The organism is Pseudomonas sp. YQ_5 (assembly GCF_043103305.1).
Classification (GTDB): domain Bacteria; phylum Pseudomonadota; class Gammaproteobacteria; order Pseudomonadales; family Pseudomonadaceae; genus Aquipseudomonas; species Aquipseudomonas putida_Y.
In genome coordinates, this window is the sequence record NZ_JBICJS010000096.1 from 1 (window position 1) to 18,604 (window position 18,604).

Annotated in this window: 13 protein-coding genes and 1 pseudogene; 4 read left to right on the forward strand and 10 right to left on the reverse strand. The window is 58.3% G+C overall.

All coding sequences use genetic code 11. From position 1 onward, the window contains the following. The 4 genes and pseudogenes from ACF8EA_RS21675 to nhaA form a co-directional block, all read right to left on the reverse strand. The coding region (locus ACF8EA_RS21675; RefSeq protein WP_392523314.1) for a helix-turn-helix domain-containing protein at window positions 1–159 on the reverse strand (159 nt) is incomplete at its 3' end. 221 nt (window positions 160–380) lie between these two features. Next, window positions 381–557 (reverse strand): annotated as a pseudogene (locus tag ACF8EA_RS21680) (IS5/IS1182 family transposase); the annotation flags it as partial. 985 nt (window positions 558–1,542) lie between these two features. Continuing rightward, entirely contained in the window at window positions 1,543–2,904 is a 1,362-nt protein-coding gene (locus ACF8EA_RS21685; RefSeq protein ID WP_392523166.1) for a chloride channel protein, read from the reverse strand. Between the two features lie 138 nt (window positions 2,905–3,042). Continuing rightward, window positions 3,043–4,404 carry a Na+/H+ antiporter NhaA gene (gene nhaA, locus ACF8EA_RS21690; protein ID WP_021782169.1) on the reverse strand — a complete coding sequence of 454 codons (1,362 nt, stop codon included), beginning with the start codon at window positions 4,402–4,404 and terminating at the stop codon, window positions 3,043–3,045. A gap of 303 nt (window positions 4,405–4,707) precedes the next feature. Between nhaA and ACF8EA_RS21695 the strand changes: the two genes are divergently transcribed. Further along, complete coding sequence (locus tag ACF8EA_RS21695; protein WP_021782170.1) at window positions 4,708–6,681, forward strand: choline BCCT transporter BetT; 1,974 nt, start codon at window positions 4,708–4,710, stop codon at window positions 6,679–6,681. 27 nt (window positions 6,682–6,708) lie between these two features. Here the strand turns inward: ACF8EA_RS21695 and ACF8EA_RS21700 are convergent, their stop codons facing one another. From ACF8EA_RS21700 to ACF8EA_RS21725, 6 genes are all read right to left on the reverse strand, one after another. Further along, window positions 6,709–7,125 carry a DUF1850 domain-containing protein gene (locus ACF8EA_RS21700; protein ID WP_392523168.1) on the reverse strand — a complete coding sequence of 139 codons (417 nt, stop codon included), beginning with the start codon at window positions 7,123–7,125 and terminating at the stop codon, window positions 6,709–6,711. After that, window positions 7,122–9,149 (reverse strand): TRAP transporter permease, encoded by a 2,028-nt coding sequence (locus tag ACF8EA_RS21705; RefSeq protein WP_274101810.1) that lies wholly within the window; start codon window positions 9,147–9,149, stop codon window positions 7,122–7,124. Before ACF8EA_RS21705 ends, ACF8EA_RS21700 begins: the two co-directional genes overlap by 4 nt. Before the next feature lie 27 nt (window positions 9,150–9,176). Beyond that, complete coding sequence (locus ACF8EA_RS21710) at window positions 9,177–10,127, reverse strand: TAXI family TRAP transporter solute-binding subunit (RefSeq protein ID WP_392523170.1); 951 nt, start codon at window positions 10,125–10,127, stop codon at window positions 9,177–9,179. Window positions 10,128–10,231: 104 nt separating this feature from the next. Further along, window positions 10,232–11,686, reverse strand: coding sequence for a TrkH family potassium uptake protein (locus tag ACF8EA_RS21715; protein WP_392523172.1), 1,455 nt, complete (start codon window positions 11,684–11,686; stop codon window positions 10,232–10,234). A 244-nt stretch (window positions 11,687–11,930) separates the two neighbouring features. Next, on the reverse strand, window positions 11,931–12,914 hold the full coding sequence (locus tag ACF8EA_RS21720; protein ID WP_252458720.1) for an MDR family oxidoreductase: 984 nt from the start codon (window positions 12,912–12,914) through the stop codon (window positions 11,931–11,933). A 47-nt stretch (window positions 12,915–12,961) separates the two neighbouring features. Continuing rightward, window positions 12,962–13,594, reverse strand: a complete 633-nt coding sequence (locus ACF8EA_RS21725) for a TetR/AcrR family transcriptional regulator (RefSeq protein WP_392523174.1) — start codon at window positions 13,592–13,594, stop codon at window positions 12,962–12,964. A gap of 80 nt (window positions 13,595–13,674) precedes the next feature. Here ACF8EA_RS21725 and gcvA point away from each other — a divergent pair, with 80 nt between their 5' ends. From gcvA to ACF8EA_RS21740, 3 genes are all read left to right on the forward strand, one after another. Further along, window positions 13,675–14,598, forward strand: coding sequence for a transcriptional regulator GcvA (gene gcvA, locus ACF8EA_RS21730; protein WP_392523176.1), 924 nt, complete (start codon window positions 13,675–13,677; stop codon window positions 14,596–14,598). Between the two features lie 213 nt (window positions 14,599–14,811). After that, window positions 14,812–17,310: a CoA transferase gene (locus ACF8EA_RS21735; RefSeq protein WP_392523178.1), complete on the forward strand. Its 2,499-nt coding sequence runs from the start codon at window positions 14,812–14,814 to the stop codon at window positions 17,308–17,310. A 127-nt stretch (window positions 17,311–17,437) separates the two neighbouring features. Then, window positions 17,438–18,595, forward strand: a complete 1,158-nt coding sequence (locus ACF8EA_RS21740) for an iron-containing alcohol dehydrogenase (RefSeq protein WP_392523179.1) — start codon at window positions 17,438–17,440, stop codon at window positions 18,593–18,595. Window positions 18,596–18,604 lie beyond the last annotated feature (9 nt).

Below are 18,604 nucleotides of genomic sequence, written 5' to 3' on the forward strand. Positions count from 1 at the left end.
GTTCCCAATGTGCTTGTAGATTTGAGGAGGCAAAACATCCGCGTGCTTCGCGATATTTCTGACTGTTGCACCGCCTATCCCAACCTCGGCAATCAGCTTCGCTGTCGCTTCGATAATTGCGACTGCAAGGGGATGGGAGTGAATATGGGATTGGGACATAGTCGTGGTGCTGATGTGGCTGAGCGCGGGACGGCAGATGATACGTTTCGACGCAGATGTGGGCAAACGCTGATAGGCGTTGTCCTATTCGTCTCGCTAAGAGGGAATGACCCGATAGCCCTGGCGGTCAATGTGTGCGCAGGCATCGTCCGATGACCAGGTGGAGTAGCACCATTGTCGCGAATAGCAGCTTACAGTCTCAGCGGCGATCCCCGCTGGGCCTAGGCTCTATACGAAAAGAGATGCCGCAAGCACCACATGGAACAAGCCAGTGAGGCCATGGCGGCGTAGCTTTTCGCAAGCTTGTCAAACCGCGTTACGATCCGACGGCTCTCCTTCAGCCAGCCAAACATGCGCTCAATGTTGCTGTGCTGCCGGTACTTGGGCCCATCAAACAGGTCTGATGCAGGCAGCGTGAAAATAGTGCTCAACGCCGTTGCACATCATCGTCAACATTCTCAAGAGCTTCCAGTCGATGCCGGTAACCCTGACTATCAAGGCGTTGGCTGATGATTGCATCATCCACCGTTTTTCCACCCATGCCCATCCAGCAGGGTTGCCGCAGGCATTTAGGGAGGGGGCACATTCTGCTTGAGCAACGCTTCTTGAGAGCCCGCTGGGCTCAGCTCTAGGAGATTGACCTTGAACCTCAAAGCATCTCTGTCGCGAGATTGACTGACAGTGCACGAGTCTCGTCAGTCGCAATGGCTTCGAAATCTTCGACGCCCAACCGGATTGATGAATCAGCGCTATCTAGCCTGGGCATGGTCACTTCCTAGTCGGCGTTCAACACGGATTGGCTTGAGTTTATGGGTGAGCCTAAGCTTCTCAACTAGATGCCAGTGCTACAAAGGCGGCTAGCCAGGTGAGTCCGCTTGCGCTCAGTACGTCAGCTTTAAGTCGGCTACTAGTCGCCTATGATGAGTGAAATGTAGGGGAAGCAGCCCCTCTTGCAGTCAGGTTTGACATGCTGCGCGACGACCAGAATCAGTTGGAGTAGCCCGCCGGTATGAGCCAGAAAGAGTGGACGGTGTCAGACAACAGCAAGTGCATGATTTTTTTGAGAAATTATAAGTATGCAGTCAGGTGCATGCTTGCCCACCGAGCTGTCCCGGACGGGGAGGCCCCGGTATTGCTGGGCTGGATGGGTTGGTGTAGTATTCTTCCTGCTGGAGCGGTTCCCCGGAATTGAGGGGGTACCTTAGTTAAGGGTTCGAATCTCTACGCTTCCGCCATATTCAAAGCCCTGATTATTCAGGGCTTTTTGCGTTTTTGGGGTATAGAAAAGCCGACCATGGGAACGCCATCGGGAGCCCCATCTCCCCCGGACAGTTCCGCTACCTGACTACCCGTTAACGTCTGGCAGGGCAGGCTTGGTGCTGCTCAAGGTTTTTCAGTAGCGCTTGCTTGGCTAGGGGCGGGCTCTGTGGAAGAAGACGCGGCAGCATGAAGCTTGTCGGTAATCTGCTTGGCCAAGGCATGGTAAAGCGAGACCGGAGACACCCATCCAGAGATGGCCGCCGCCATCAGTGTCGCTGCCAACATGGGAATGGCCAGGTCCGGGCTGTGTGTCAGTTCAAGCACGATGACCGAGGCGGTCAGTGGCGAGCGTGTCACACCGGCCAGGTATGCGCCCATGCCAAGTAGTGCGCCTGCCTGGGGATCAACATCGGGCAGCAAGCTCAACAGGGGCGCAAAGGCGGCGCCGATGCTCAGCGAAGGCGAAAAGAGCCCGCCTGGAATCCCGGAGAGATAGGACGCGACGTTGGCCAGAAACTTCCACAGCAGAAAGCTTGTGTCCGTGATTGGCTGCCCCTCCAGCAACGCACGGGTTTCTTCGTACCCGGTGCCGAATACATGATTGCCAGAGGCGAGCCCCAACGTGGCCAGCAACAAGCCACAGATGGCAGCAAAGCGCACTGGATAGCGTCCGCGTAATGCACAGACCCGACCGAGTAGGCCCTTGTCGGTGGGCAGCACAAGCTTGGCGTAAAAACCACCCAGCAGCCCGCCCAGCACAGCACAGGCAGGCACGACGCTCCAGCCCCAGCCCACCGGCATTCGACCGCTGATTTCTCCAAAATAGGCGTAATGGCCCATCAGCCCCAGCGTGACGACCCCACCGATCAGCACCGCAGTGAGCACCAAGCCGCTGAAACGTTGCTCGAACGTGCGGCTCAATTCCTCAATGGCAAAGACTACCCCCGCTAACGGTGTATTGAAGGCTGCCGCAATACCCGCGGCGCCTCCGGCGAGCACCAGGCCAGCGATGGTGCGCCGGCCGTGCAGGCCTAAACGTCGGCCAAAGGAATAGAGCACAGCGGCGCCGATGTGGACGGTCGGGCCTTCCCGGCCAACCGAACCGCCGACCAGCAGGGCGCCCAACGTCAGGCTCATGCGGGCGGCAGCCACAGGGAGCGAGAGTAATCGGGCGCGCAGGCGGCGAGAGGGCATTTCCAGGGCGGCTATGACTTGGGGAATGCCGCTACCCTTGGCGTTTTCAAACCACCGTTGCGTCAGATAAGCCAGGAGCGCGAAACCAAGCGGAGTGATGAGAAGAGGTGACCAGGGTGCCCATTCCAGCAAGCGCTTGAACGAAGCGAACGCCGCGTCGGCAAGCCAGGCGAATGCCAGCGCAACCAGCCCCACCAGCAATGCCCCGATCCAGAACGCCAGTCGCTGACGCCATTCTCGCCAGCTTGAACGGCGGGAGAGTGAAGGTGCAGGACGGGTAGGTTCGGGCATGGTCCACACATGGCTGACTTGGAAAGCGGTGAGTATGGCGTGTTTTCCCTGGCAGGCCTACCCGACACAGGTTGTAGTCGTGCCAGGCGTGGCGATCCGTTTGCCCACATGCAACGGACCGCCAGTGCCAGAATGTGGCTAGGTGGCCGAACTTGCTTTGGTAGCAGGCGCTGCCTTGCGCATGCTCCACATCCCCCAGGCCAAACCCAGCACGGCCGCGATCAATGATGCGGATAGCACACCGAGTTTCGCTGCCCCGAGCGAGCCAGGGTCGACGAAAGCGAGGTTGGCGATGAAGATCGACATGGTGAAACCGATGCCGGCCAGCAGCCCGACCAGCATGATGCTACGCCAGTTGACCTCGGAGGGAAGCTCGCACCAGCCCAGGCGGACCATCAGCCAGCTGACGCTGACGATGCCCAAGGGCTTTCCTGCGACCAGGGCGACAGCGACGGCGATCATGACCCACTGGGGGCCTTCAGCGGACAGGTCGACACCCGAAAGGCTTACCCCGGCATTGGCCAAGGCAAACACGGGCATGATGCCGTAGGCTACCCAAGGGTGCAGGGTGCCTTGCATGCGCACCACCGGCGGCAGCAGTTCGCGCTGGGCCAGGCGCAGCCGTTTCAAAGGATCAATGAGGTCGCTGGCATCTTGCTCAGGCGCCTTGGCGCGCCCCAGCAATTCGCCGGTGAAGCGGGTAATGGCATCCAGCGGGCGCTCACGCATGGGCATTGCGGTGACAGGTGTCATCAGGCCTAGCACAACACCTGCGAGAGTCGGGTGGGCGCCGGTCAACAAGATGCCCAGCCAGACGATCGCGCCAGGAATGACATAGGCGAAGGCTGAACCCACACCGATCTTCTGAAGCCCGATCACCATGAGCAGGCCGATCAGTGCAACGCCGAAACCGGTGTAATCAAGGCCGCCTGAATAGAAAAACGCGATGATCAGGACTGCGATGATGTCATCGATGATTGCCAGGGCGAGGAGGAACACACGTACGTTGGACGGGATCGACTTGCCGAGCAGTGCCAGTACGCCCACCGCAAAGGCGATATCCGTCGCCGTTGGCACTGCCCAACCTTGTTGGTCTGCTGGCGCGTGACCAAAACTCAGGTAGAGGAGTGCAGGCACGGCTACGCCGCCGACAGCGGCTGCCATGGGGAGCGTGGCTTGGCGCAGGCTGGACAGCGCGCCCTCGTGGATCTCGCGGCGGATCTCCATGCCCACGACCAGGAAAAAGATGGTCATCAAGCCATCATTGATCCAGAAGTGCAGGGACTGCGAATAGACATGCGAGCCCACGCCGAACGTCAACGGCGTATGCCAAAGGGCTTCATAACTGTCGGCAGCGGGGGAATTCGCCCAGATCAATGCAGCGACTGCGGCAATCAACAGAACGATGCCGCTGACCGCTTCAATGTGCAAAAAGCGTTCAAGGTTGGCGAAGGCTCGCTCGGCCAGGTCTTGGGCGCGAGGTAATTCTTTTTTATGCATAGGCGCAGGTGCTCCCGCATGGCGGCCCGACCTGCGCTGTTCTTTAACCTGCCTCACTGCACCGTGCAGCTGGCACCCGTCCGCTAGTCTACCGAATAACCACTCTCAGATGAACAAAAAGCGCCAAACCATTCACTCCAAAGGCGTGTCGGTTTGAGATTTTTTCCTGCAGACGTTAGGGTTTGTGGTTATTTCCGAGCATACGAGGCTTGGCAAACGGGAATTTATCCAACTGCTAGCCTTGGTAAATATCGTCGTGCTCAGGCACGCTGTGCTCATCGCCTTGCAAGGAGAACTGCCGCTATGACTGCAGCCCCCAAACCCAGGAGCACCCTCAACCCACCCGTTTTCTACACCAGTGCGATACTTATCTTTCTGCTGGTCTTGTACGCCACGGCATTTCAGGAGCACGCCCAGACACTGTTCGAGCAAGTCCAGCGATGGATCATCACCAATGCCAGCTGGTTCTACATTCTTGTTGTAGCGCTGGTGTTGATCAGTGTGGTGTTTCTGGCCGTCAGCCGCTATGGCGACATCAAGCTAGGCCCTGACCACAGTGAGCCGGATTACCGCAAGAGCAGTTGGTTTGCCATGCTGTTCTCGGCAGGTATGGGGATTGGCCTCATGTTCTTCGGCGTGGCCGAACCGGTCATGCATTTCTCCACACCGCCCGTGGGCGATCCTGGCACCGTCGCCGCGGCGCGCGAAGCCATGAAAATCACCTTTTTCCACTGGGGTCTGCATGCCTGGGCGATCTATGCCATCGTCGCGCTGATCCTGGCCTACTTCAGTTTCCGCAACGGCCTGCCGTTGACCTTGCGTTCGGCACTCTATCCGCTGATTGGTGAGCGAATCTATGGCCCTATAGGGCATGCCGTGGATGTCTTTGCCATCCTCGGCACGGTGTTTGGTGTGGCGACCTCGCTGGGTTATGGGGTATTGCAGATCAACAGCGGGTTTCATCATGTGTTCGGTTTGCCGGTAAACACCACCGTGCAAGTCATCCTCATCACCGCCACCTGTGCATTGGCGACGCTTTCAGTGGCCAGCGGCCTGGACAAAGGTATTCGCATCCTGTCCGAGCTCAACCTGAGCCTGGCGGTGATTCTGATGCTGTTCGTGCTGCTGCTTGGGCCTACGGTGTTCCTGCTGCAGACCTATGTACAGAATACCGGCGCCTACCTTTCGGACATCGTCAATAAAACCTTCAATCTCTACGCTTACGAGCCCACCGACTGGATCGGTGGCTGGACCTTGCTGTACTGGGGCTGGTGGTTGTCCTGGTCGCCCTTCGTGGGTTTGTTCATCGCACGTATTTCGCGAGGGCGGACCATCCGGGAATTCGTCTGCGGCGTACTGTTCGTACCGGCGGGTTTCACCTTGCTGTGGATGACGGTGTTCGGCGACTCGGCAATCCATATGATCCTCAACGATGGTGTAAAGGATCTGGCTACTGTGGTCAGTGAAGACAGTTCCCTCGCCTTGTTTGCTTTCCTGGAGCATTTCCCGTTCTCCAGCATCATTTCGTTGGTCGCGGTGCTTATGGTGGTCGTGTTCTTTGTGACCTCGGCGGACTCTGGTGCGCTGGTCGTGGATATGCTCGCCTCCTCCGGAAAAGGTCATTCACCCCTGTGGCAACGTATCTTCTGGTCAATCTGCATCGGCGCAGTGGCGATCGCGTTGCTGCTGGCGAACGGCCTCAAGGCGCTGCAGACCGCGACCATTGCGAGCGCTCTGCCGTTCGCGGTCATCTTGCTGGTTGCGATTTGGGGCTTGTTCAAGGCGCTGAGTCTTGATGCGACCCGCCGCGGGTTGCGCAATCAAGCGTTGCCAGGCCCACGCCATACCCGTCACCCACACGGCGGCTGGCAGCGGAGACTGCGTAACATCGCATTGATGCCGCGCCGGGTTCATGTCACCCGCTTTATCGCCGAGGTGGTGCGGCCAGCGTGTGAAGAGGTCGCCCAGGAGTTGCGTAAGCAAGGCTACGAGGTGAGCGTGAATGAGCGCGATGATGGACGGGTATCCCTGGAGCTCTCCCATGCCGGTGAAGGGCGTTTCCTCTACGAGGTGCGGCCACGGGCCTTCAATACGCCAAGCTTCGTCATGCAGGACACCGAAGACGGTGGCGATGCGCGCAAGTATTTCCGTGCGGAAGTGCATCTGCGAGAAGGGGGCCAGGACTACGACATCATGGGGTGGAGCCGCGACGATGTGATTGGTGACATCCTGGATCAGTACGAACGCCACCTGCAATACTTGCACGTGGTGGGCTGAACTGGATTCGGTCCTGCCCTGGCGTAGTCAGGGCAGGGCGGTTCGCCTGCTGTCCAAAGGCGGATTTTCACAGGCCCAGAAGTTTACTGCAGCAATGCGTTCGCTCGGTGGTCCTAACCAATGGGACAGCGGCTGGCACCCGCCTGTCGTGCAGACCTGATAGTCGCCAGCCTCGGGCGTTCGCCCGGCATGCAAGGGCTGCAGCGGTGGCAGATGACGACGATAGTGCCAAGTGCCGTCGCGCAGTAGAGCGTCGTCCGGAATCTCCATGCCGGCCCCGCTGCCTTTGACCCGTGCCTCTACAAGTACCAGGCCAGCCGGGGTCACTTGATAATCCTCTTCCCAGCGGACCTTTTCGATACTGTGCTGCCACGCGAGGGTAAATTCGTGCAGTGGCAGGCTGACCCACACCACACCGGCCAGCCCAACGCAAAGGCTGATCATGCGGGGTGTCCAGAGGCCGGTCGGCTTCGCCAGTAGTGCCAACCCAGCACTGCCGCACCCAAAACAAAACCGACCTCATCGCTGATGGGCAGGGCAAGTATCAATGACACGCCAGCAGTGAACGCCAGCAGGCGCTCCCACCAGGGCATGGGGGCACGCAAATGCCCGATCGACGCACATCCCCAAAGGGCAACCGCGAACGCCGCCTTGATCACCATGTACAGCGTGCTGCCCATGCCTTCACCTTGCATCATCAACGCCGGGTCATAGACCGCCATGAAGGGCACAACGAAACCGGCCAAGGCAATGCGCACCGCCCAGAAACTGATCAACAGGCCTTTTTCCTTGGCAATCGGGGCAGCTGCAAAGCACGCCAATGCCACGGGCGGCGTCAGGTCGGCCAGGATGCCGAAATAGAACACGAACATGTGCGAGACGATCAGCGGAACCCCGAGTTCCAACAGGGCCGGGGCGGCAATGGAGCTGGTGATGATGTAGTTGGGGATGGTCGGGATGCCCATACCCAGTACCAGGCAGGTGAGCATGGTCAACACCAGCGAGAGGAACAGGTTGTCGCGTCCCAGGTCAAGGATGTATCCGGCAAAGGTGGTGGCCAGGCCGGTCAGCGAGATGACGCCGATAATGACGCCGACCAGCGCGCAGGCAATACCCACCGGCACTGCATGACGGGCACCCTCCGCGAGGGCCATGACGCATGCGTGCAGGGTGGCGCGACCGCCCTGGACGAAGCAGCACGCAATGGCCAGGCCGGCAATGACCATCAGGATCACCCCGATCCCCATGCGGAAAAAACCTGAACACAGTATCCCGAGTGCAACCCAGAAAGCCGCGCGTAGCCAGGTTTTTTGAGCGCGCAGGATGATGGCCGAGCCAAGGATGACGATGGCGGTCAGGGCCAGGCCGACCATTCCCGAGTACAAAGGCGTTCGCCCGGAAAACAACAGCGCGACCAAGACCATCAGGGGTACGAGCAGGAACCAACGTTGTCGCAACGCATCCCAGGCACTCGGGCACTGTTCGCGAGGCAAGCCATGCAGATGGCTGCGCCGAGCCTCCAGGTGGACCATCCAGTAGACCGAGCCGAAGTACAGCAACGCTGGGATGAGCGCGGCTTTCGCCACCTCGGCGTAGGGCACGTTGATCGTCTCGGCCATGATGAACGCCACGGCGCCCATCACTGGCGGCATCAACTGGCTGCCCATGCTGGAGGTCGCCTCTACGCCACCGGCAAATGCAGGTTTGTAGCCGAAGCGCTTCATCAGCGGAATGGTGAACTGTCCGGTGGTGACGACGTTGGCCACCCCCGAGCCGGTAATGGTACCCATCAGTGCCGAGGAGAACACTGACACTTTGGCAGGCCCCCCGCTGCGATGGCCGAACAGCCCCATGGCGAAATCGGTGAACAGACGAATCATGCCCGCCTGCTCAAGAAATGCGCCGAACAGGATGAACAGGTAGATGTAGGTGGCTGAGACATAGGTCGGTGTGCCATACAGCCCTTCGGTGCCGAATGCCAACTGATTGACGATCTGATCGAGGCCGTAGCCTCGATGCGCGAGTTCGCCTGGCAAGTATTGGCCAAGCAACCCATAGGCCAGAAACAGCGCGCAAATGATGGGCAACGCTATGCCCATCACGCGCCGCGCGGCTTCAAAGACCAAACCAATAAGCAACAGCCCCACGATCAGGTCGCTGGTGGTCAGCTCGCCGGAGCGTTGAATCAGGTCCCCTTCGAAGTACCACTGGTATGCAGCCGTCGCCATTCCCGCAAGGCCCAGCAGCCAGGCAAGGGGTTGCCACGGCCGACGGTGGCCAACGAATGAATAGCTCAGGTACACCACCAGCAACAGGAACCCCACGTGTACTGCACGCAGTACTTGGGTGGAAATCAGGGGGAAGGCCGCTGTGGCGATCTGGAAAACCGAAAAGACCAATGCCACGGCAAAAAGCGCGGCAGGCCAGCGATCGGTGCTGGCGTGAAGACCTTGCGCGGTATCACTCATACGCTGCTCCATTGCTTGGGGATATCATCAGGGGAGCAGGTTTTTCTCCTTGAAATACCTCTCTGCTCCTGGATGCAGCGGAATGGGCAGGTTCTTGGCGGCATTTTCCGGCTGGATATCCTTCGCTGCAGCGTGGGCCGTGACCAGGCGTGGAAGGTTCTCGAATATCAGCTTGGTCATCTGGTAGGCCAGTTCATCGCTGATATCGGCGCGGGTGACAAGGATATTGGTGATGGCCGCAGTTGAGATGTCCTTGTTCTGGCCATCATAGGTGTTGGCAGGGATGGTGGCGGGTTGGTAGGCGTTGTTGCCAATGCGGGTCACCACGTCGGCAGGGATAGGCACGAACACCACCGGCAAGGTCGCGGCCAAGTCTCGGATAGCCGCTTGACCGAGCCCTGAGGATTGCAGCGTGGCGTCAAGCTGACGGTTCTTGATCAGTTCGACGGACTCCGCATAGGGCAGGTATTCAACTTTTCCCATGTCCTGGTAGGTAAGCCCTGCGGCTTTGAAGATGGCGCGGGCATTGAGTTCGGTGCCGGACTTGGGTGCCCCAACCGAGATACGCTTGCCTTTGAGGTCTGACAGGGAGGTGATCCCTGACTCCTTGCTGGCGACGATCTGGATGTAGTTCGGGTAGGTGCCGGCGATGGCGCGGAGTTTCTTCAAGGGCGTTTTGAATCCAGCCTCTGCATCGCCCTTCCAGGCATCTGCCACCGAATCCCCCAACGCGAATGCCAACTCCCCTCGACCGGCTTGCAACAGGTTGAGGTTCTCTACCGAGGCCTTGGTGGCTTGCACCGTGGTCTTGCTGCCCTCGATGCCGTGGCTGTAGATCTGTGAAATGCCTACGCCTACCGGGTAATAGACACCACTGGTACCGCCTGTGAGGATGTTGATGAAGGTCGGTGCAGCCTGGGCAGCCGCACAGACAGTAAACAAGGTGCTGGCCAATGCCAGGCGAAGGGCTCGGTTCATGGCGTCGTTCTCCGCTTGTTGTTGTTATTCCTGCGCCAGTAAACCTAGAACGAATATGCAGTCCCTGCCCAATTTTATGGCTGATTGGCTGGATGGCCTCTGCTCTAGAATCGCCAGAAGACTGGCGAGACCAGTACCAGTACGGTGAGGATCTCGAGCCGTCCAAGCAGCATGCCAACCGTCAGCAACCATTTCGCTGCGTCCGGCAAGGAGGCGAAATTACCTGCTGGACCGATAAGCGTGCCCAGGCCTGGACCAACGTTGCACACGGCGGTGGCCGCCCCGCTCAACGCCGTCATCCAGTCGAGTCCTATCAAAGACAGGCCCAGGGCGATGACCGCAATGGTGACGGTGAAGAAGAACGAGAACGTCAGCAGTGATCGTACGATCTCTTCATCGATGGGGTGCCCATTGTATTTCTTCGAGATCGTTGCCCGTGGATGGATCAACTGCTTCAGGCTGCTGACAAGCAAGGCAGCGGCCACCTGGAACCGGAATATTTTCAAACCGCCAGCGGTGGAGCCCGAGCACCCGCCGATGAACGTCAGGTAAAAGAACAGCATGATTGCGAAGCTGCCCCAGAGCGTGTAATCACCCACGGCAACGCCCGTGGTGGTCACCACCGAGGTCACGTTGACCGCAACGATACGAAACGCATCCCACCAGGCCAGATCGCTGTGCAGGCAGAGCCAGGTTCCGACGGTGAGCCAGACGAAGACGAGAAAACCAATGAAACCGCGAACCTGATGGTCCTTGAGCAGGATGCCTCGATGGCCACGCAGCGTGGCGACATACAGCGTGAAGGGCAGGCTGCCGAGAATCATGATGACCACCGCTACCCAATGCACCGCAGGCTGCTCCCAATGGCCCAGCGAGGCATCCGAGGTAGAGAAACCGCCGGTTGAAATCAGCGACATCGAATGATTGATGGCTTCGAACGGGGTCATGCCGGCAGCCCACAACGCGCATGTCCCCAATGCTGTCAGGCCCAGGTAGACCAGCAGGATCATCTTGGCTGCCACATGCGAACGCGGCGTCACTTTGTCAGACCAATCCGAAGACTCGGTCTGGAACAGGCGCATGCCGCCCACGCGCAGCAGTGGCAGGATCGCCACGGCCATGCCGATAAATCCAATGCCTCCCAGCCAGTGCAGCAGGGAACGCCATATCAGCAGCCCCGGTGATGCACTGTCCAGGCCAGTCAGCACGGTCGAGCCGGTGGTGGTGATTCCCGACATGGTCTCGAAGAACGCGTCCGTGTAACTGATGTGTCGAATGAACACCATCGGCAGCGCCGCAAACGCGCACACGATGACCCAGCTTGCCGTCGTGAGCAGATACATATCCCTGGTCCGCAGTTGCGGTGTGTCGGGGACGCCGCGGGCTACCATGAGCAGGCCGGCGCACAGAACGATCAGGCTCGACCAGACGAATGCACCGAGGTCGTCGCTGCGGTCGTACACCAGCAGCGTCAGCATCGGAATCACCATGCTGACGGCCAATGTGATCAGGAATACACCAATAATGAAGGCGATGAAACGCAATGCAGGAAGCGGCATTGAGGGAGCTCGTTGGGACAGTGCCGGCAGTATTGCCTGCTTTACGGTAATGTCGAGTAAAAAAGGCGTAAAGTCGTGGGAGGGATTTTTTTACGCCGCTATCTGGCCCCTGCTCAATGGCTCATCGGGCTGATCTGTAGCGGGACCTTGGCGTCTTCTTTGAAGTCCTCGCCGTCGGCTTTTCAGCCCAGCTGCCCACAATCAACCTGGAGGAGGGCAGCTAAGCAAATTCCGGAAGGCCGGCTCAGCGGTTCACGTCGACAATCAATCGGCCACGTATCTTCCCGTCTATCAGCTCCGCAGCGGCGGGAAGGGCAGCCTCAAGGCTAATGTCTTTGGTCATCAACGATAAGGCGTCTAGATTGAGCTGATCTGCCAGTCTTTCCCAGGCCTCGACGCGTCGCTCAAATGGCTGATTGACGCTGTTGATGCCAATCAGGGTCACCCCTCGGAGAATGAAGGGGGCCACGGTTGCCGGAAAATCCATCCCCTGGGCCAATCCACAAGCAGCCACCAAACCTTCAGACATCGTACTTGCGCATGCATTGGCCAGTGTATGGCTACCGACTGAGTCGATGACTGCCGCCCATTGTTCTTTTGCCAATGGACGCCCTGGCGCTGAAAGCGTGGCCCGATCAATGATCGTCGTCGCTCCCAGGCTCTGCAGATAGGCAGCTTCGCTGGCTTTTCCTGTTGCGGCAGTGACTGTATACCCGGCACTGGCCAGAAGGCTGATAGCAAAGCTGCCGACGCCGCCTGTGGCGCCGGTAACCAACACCGGCCCATTGGAGGGTTTCAATCCATGGCGCTCCAGTGCCATCAAGCAGAGCATGGCGGTGTATCCTGCGGTGCCAACGGCCATGGTTTGGCGTTCGTTCAGGCGCGCGGGGTGAGGAATAAGCCAGTCGCCGTTCAGCCTCGCCTTTTGCGCAAGCCCGCCCCAATGGCTTTCACCCACGCCCCAACCATTCAGAAGTACACGATCACCAGGCTTGTAGCGTGGATCGTCACTTGATTCGACAGTACCCGCCAAGTCGATACCGGGCACCATAGGGAAGTTACGAACAACCGGACCCTTGCCGGTGATTGCGAGCGCATCTTTGTAGTTCAGGGTGCTGTAGGCAACCCTCACTGTCACGGTCCCGGATGGTAGCTGGTCGTCCTCCAGTTCGGTGAGTCTGGCCGAATACTTGTCTTCCGGCTTCTCAATCAGAATGGCTTTGAACATTGGTTATCCTCATTTAGACCGGTTGTCTTTAAATTGACCGAGAGGAATCACTTGGTGATTCCAGTCAGAAAGCCTTGAAAAAAAATGTCCAACGGGCGGACATGCTGCGTTAGTCGTGCGCGAAGAACGGCACCCTCCCACCCAACCCAGAAGTAGGCCGCAAGGGCTCTGCAATCATGCTCGGCAGACACCTCTCCCAGCTTGACGGCTTCTTCCAGGCAGCTAGACAAGCGCTGCTCCCAGTCCAGCAGGGTCAGTTCCAGTTGTTCACGGAAACTGTCTGGCAGCACCAATACCTCCTGGCCGAGGTTGCCTACAAGACAGCCTCGCCGGAATTGGTACTTGGCCATCCCGAATTTTGCTTCTTCAACAAAGTTGTACACCCTTCGTAGTGGCGGCACGGTCAGGTCGCTGAAGCAGCGATCGAGCTTTCGAGCAAAGTAGTCTGCATAGCGCTTCAGTACAGCCTGGCCGAATGCCTCTTTGCTGTCGAAGTAGTGGTAGAACGAGCCCTTTGGCACCTGCACGCGTTTGAGTACAGTGTCGATACCGGTAGCGGCAAAGCCCTGTTCGGTGAGGATTTCCATGCCGCAGCGCAGCAAGAGCTCAAGCGTATCGCCGTGCTCACGTGCAACTTTGGGCGGGCGGCCTCTTCGAGGCATGGGTTTAGGGCTATTCATGCGTTGTAATTTAGACTGTTCGTCTCTAATGTCAATCACTGAGCGATTCGATACCCGATGAGCCTAGCGTTGGATGCGTTATGAAAAAGCGTTTACCTCCCCTGAACTGGCTTAGAGCTTTCGAGGTTTCTGCCCGGCTACTGAATTTCACGCATGCCGCTGAAGAGCTCAATCTCACGCAAGCGGCGATCAGTCAGCAGGTAAAGGCCTTGGAGTCCCAGTTGGGCGTGGCTCTTTTCAAGCGCCTACCGCGAGGGCTTGAGCTTACGGAGGTGGGTAAATCGTATTTTCCCGTGGTGAGAGAGTCGGTGGAGCGCCTTGCTGCTTCGACAGATGAGATCTTTGGGCAAGGTCATCGGAGTGCTCTCATCATCCGTAGCAGCCTGGTGTTCTTCACTCATTGGATAGCTCCCCGGTTACCCCGATTTCGAGCAAGGCATCCAGAGGTGAGCATTCGGGTCGCAAGCAACATCTGGGTAGATGAAACAGAGTACGACGCTGATCTCGAAATCAGATATGGGCAAGGGCGCTGGCCTGGCATGAAGGTCGAGCGCCTGACGTGGGACACGCTGGTGCCTGTGTGTTCACCGGCATTGATAACTGGTGAGCGTCCGTTGCAATACCCTCAGGATCTGGCGAAGCACCCGTTATTGCACGTGCTGGGCTATGAGGAGGGATGGGGCTATTGGCTCAAGAAGAACAATGCAGAGAACGTTGATTCGTCTCAAGGGATGCAGTTCGACACCCTGATCTCGGCATTGACGATCGCTGAGTTGGGCCAGGGCGTCGCCTTGGCACGCTCTTCACTGGTCAGGCATCTCTTGGAGGAGGGCCGGCTCGTCGCCCCGCTGGGGTGTAATGTTCCGACGAAGGAAGCTTTCTACCTGGCTTATTCAGCCCACAGCATGGTCAACCCCGATGCAGCGGCCTTTGCCCAGTGGCTGTGCGAAGAGGCACAGGCTTTCAAGGTCGAGCCCGGCGCGGGAGAAGGCGAGCACGCTTAGCAATAAGGAAATTGTCCAAGCAATAAGAAAAATGGCCCCTTAGGGCCATTTTTTATTGCTTTCGCGAAGCCTTCGAATTTCTGAAAGTAGCGAGCACATCGTAAGCCCCTGGATAGTGCAGCTGCCCAGGTGACCGGTTAGTACGAGGTCTCAATAACAACAATAACCGCGCTGGCAATTCTCGCTGGCGCGGGGCTACGTAGGGTTATCGTCATGGAACACTCCAACCAATTGCCTTTGCAAGGCGTCAATGTCATCGATTTTGGACAATACATCGCAGGCCCTGCAGTAGCGATGATCCTCGCTGATCTGGGAGCGACAGTTGTTCATGTCGACCCGCTGGGTGGGCCCCTCTGGGATAGCCCGGCGAATGCCACGCTTAACCGCAACAAATTGTGCATGCGTCTGGATCTGAAAACGCCGGAAGGACTGCATCAAGCGCGTGAACTGATCTCGCGTGCCGATATCGTGATCGAGAATTTCCGGCCGGGTGTCATGTCCAGGTTGGGTCTTGATTTCGGAGAGCTTCGGCGTGCGCGTCCTGAGCTGATCACGTTGTCGATTCCAGGATTTGCCAGTGATGACGAGTTGCGCGCGCAATGGCGTGCTACAGAGGCAGTGATCGCCTCGGCCTCAGGTGTATTCACTGATATGGGCCAAAACCGTGTATTGATGGGCATCAATCCTAGTTTCTCGCCGCTTCCTTTGGCGTCAGCGTATGGGACCATGCTTTCTGTGTCTTCTGTGGTGCTCGCACTGCAGGCGCGTGAAAAGAATGGCGTTGGCGATCAGATCGAAGTGCCGTTGGCTTCAGCGGTGATGGAAGGGCTCTCGTACAACTCGATCAAGATCGACGGGTACCCACTGCGCTATAAAACACTGCGTGAAAAAGAGAGCGAGCGTCGTCGCGCTGAAAACCTGCCGATGAACCTGAGCTACCAGGATCTGCAGGAGTTTCTCGATCCGTTCTACCGGACCTACGCGTGTGCGGATGGCCGTAAATTCTACGCTGTTTGTCCATCGCATCGTGAGCATGCCAAGCGCTGCCTTCAGGCTATGGGCATCTACGAAGAAATGCTTGCCGCCGGCTTGCCAAAGGTTGATGACCCTTATCTGCCGATTGAGCAATGGGAAGGTAATGCATCGCTGGGTGTTTATCCGTTGCCTGCTGATTGGGCCGCGCGTATCTCCACCAGGATGAAAGAAGTATTCCTGACTAAAACAGCGGCAGAATGGGAAGTCATCTTCGGTGAGGGGCGTTTCCCTGGCGCCCCTCACAGGTCGACCCAAGAGTGGCTCCATGATGAGCACTCAAATACTGCTGGGTTGATCATTGAGGTAAATGATCGCGAATTCGGCGTAATGAAACAGCCTGGCCCGATCGCGTGGTTGGAGGGGTGCTCCGAGCCAATGCTGAAGCCTCTTTCGCGTCGCGATGTGAGCTACGAGGAAGCGCTGGCAACACTGTCTGAGCGTTCGGCATGTGCATTGCCGCCTGCCAAGCTCGACAAGCCTGCCGGCTGGCTGGAAGGCGTCAAGATTCTCGACCTGACCAACGTGATTGCCGGGCCGCACTCGACGTCCTTCCTGGGTCGTTTTGGGGCTGACGTCATCAAGCTCGACCCTGTCATGCCCAACTATGATCCTTGGAATACCGTCGTTTTCGGCATGTCTTCGGCGCGTGGCAAGGAAAGTGTCTTGGTCGATCTGCACAAGCCCGAAGGGCGGGATGTCTTCAATCGTCTTGTGCGGGAGGTCGACGTAATCGTCATGAACGCTCCCGATCGCCAATTGGCACCGCTGGGCCTCGACGAGGCAAGCCTTCAGGCGGTCAATCCTGGCGTGATTTTCTGTCAGCTTGATTGTTTCGGCGGCCCACGCCGTGGCCCTCGCACTGATTATCTGGGGTATGACGATCTCATCCAGGCCACAACCGGGATCATGCTGCGTTTTGGTGGTGGGATGGAAACGCCGGAAGAACATGCTCACGTCGGCACCATCGACGTTATGTGCGGATTTGCTGCCGCGTTGGGCATCGCAACAGCGCTGTATCGCAAACACCGCTCCGGCGAAGTTTTCCGAGCACGCACTTCTTTGGCGTCACTCGGGAACCTGGTGCAGATTCCGTTCTGCTATGACTACGCAGGCCGAGCGCCATTCAATGAGCCTTCCGGGCGCGACGCGGTCGGCTACAGCGACCTTTCCCGCTTCTACAAGACGGCGGATGGCTGGATCTACCTGGATGCATCCGAGCCAGAGTTGCACAAGTTCGCGGCTATCCCTGAATTCACGGGGTTGGCGTCTGCACACGATAGAGCTGCCTATCTGGAGGCCGCTATTCGCCGTATGAGCAGCGCCTTCCTTCAAGCGTGTCTTCAGGCCGCCAATATCGCTGCAGCGGTGCCGGACAACATCGATCACCTGCGCGCCCAATACAGCCGACCCGCCGATGGCCTGCCTGGGACTGCGAATGGAAGCTACTCCTTCAGCATCTACAGCGACCATCCAAGTGGTCACCGGGTTACCCAACTGGATCCTTACGCAATTCGTCCGCAGGTGGCGCGTATTCGAGCTCTGCCACCTGCTGAGAAGTTTGGTGCTTCGACGCGCAAGGTGCTGGGTCGCTATGGCTATAACAACGTGCAGATTCAGTCGCTTCTGGACGCCGGTGCAATCGGTGAATCCTGGAGTGAGGAATACCTGCCGAGCTAGCTGCTGAGGGTATGTCGAGGGGGGTAGCCTTTCCAGTACCACCCTTGCACCTCTGTTTACCGATCAAGCGAACACGAGCCCAACGCTGCTCGCGGGCGCGTTCATGCCCAGAAAATGAGATAGAACCATGAATTACAACAGTATTCTGCCGCGCATCCTGCAAACCGGCGCTGGTGCTAGCCAGCAAATTCATCAGATATTGGCCAGCCTCGGCTGCCACAAGCCCCTCATCATCACTGACCGAATGATGGTCGAGTTGGGTTATGCAGGTCGTATCAGCGCGGTGCTGACAGAGCACGGCATAGACGTTGACGTTTTCTCCGATACCGTGCCCGAGCCCACGGTCGCTTCAATTCAAGCGGGCGTGTTGGCCACCAGGGAAGGCGGCTATGACAGCATCATCGCGCTGGGCGGTGGAAGCCCGATCGACAGCGCAAAAGCGATCGGCATCCTGGCCAAGTTCGGCGGTGTAATGCGCGATTACAAGTTCCCGCGCAACGTTACCGAAATGGGCTTGCCGATCATTGCCATTCCAACTACTGCCGGCACTGGCTCCGAAGTGACCCGGTTCACCATCATTACCGACGAGTCGACCGACGAGAAAATGCTCTGCGTCGGCGCAGGCTTCATGCCTGTTGCTGCACTGGTGGACTATGAACTGACACTCTCGTTGCCAGCTCGGGTGACAGCAGATACCGGTATCGATGCGCTGACGCATGCTATCGAGGCTTACGTCAGCAAAAAAGCAAACCTGTTCAGTGATGCTCAGGCACTGGCCGCCATGCGCCTGATCGGCCCAAACCTTCGCAAGGTTTATCACGATGGCACCGACCGTGTCGCGCGGGAGGCCGTCATGTTGGGATCGACCCTGGCAGGTCTGGCTTTCTCAGCCGCGTCGGTTGCCCTGGTGCATGGCATGAGCCGTCCCATTGGGGCGGCATTCCACGTCCCCCATGGCCTGTCAAACGCCATGCTGCTGCCCGAAGTGACTGCATTTTCCATCCCGGCTGCACGTGACCGGTACGCAGATTGTGCTCGGGCAATGGGCGTCGCGACTGAGAGCGACACGGATCAATCTGCAGTTGAAAAACTACTGGAAGAGTTGGTGGCTATCAACGATGAGTTGAATGTTCCCACGCCAGCGCAGTTCGGGATTGATCGCGAAAAATTCTTTGAACTGATGCCAACCATGGCCGCGCAGGCGCTGGCTTCCGGTTCGCCTGGCAATAATCCGCGCGTGCCCACTGAGGCCGAGATGGTCGAGATTTATCGCAGCCTTTGGTAAGGCAACACC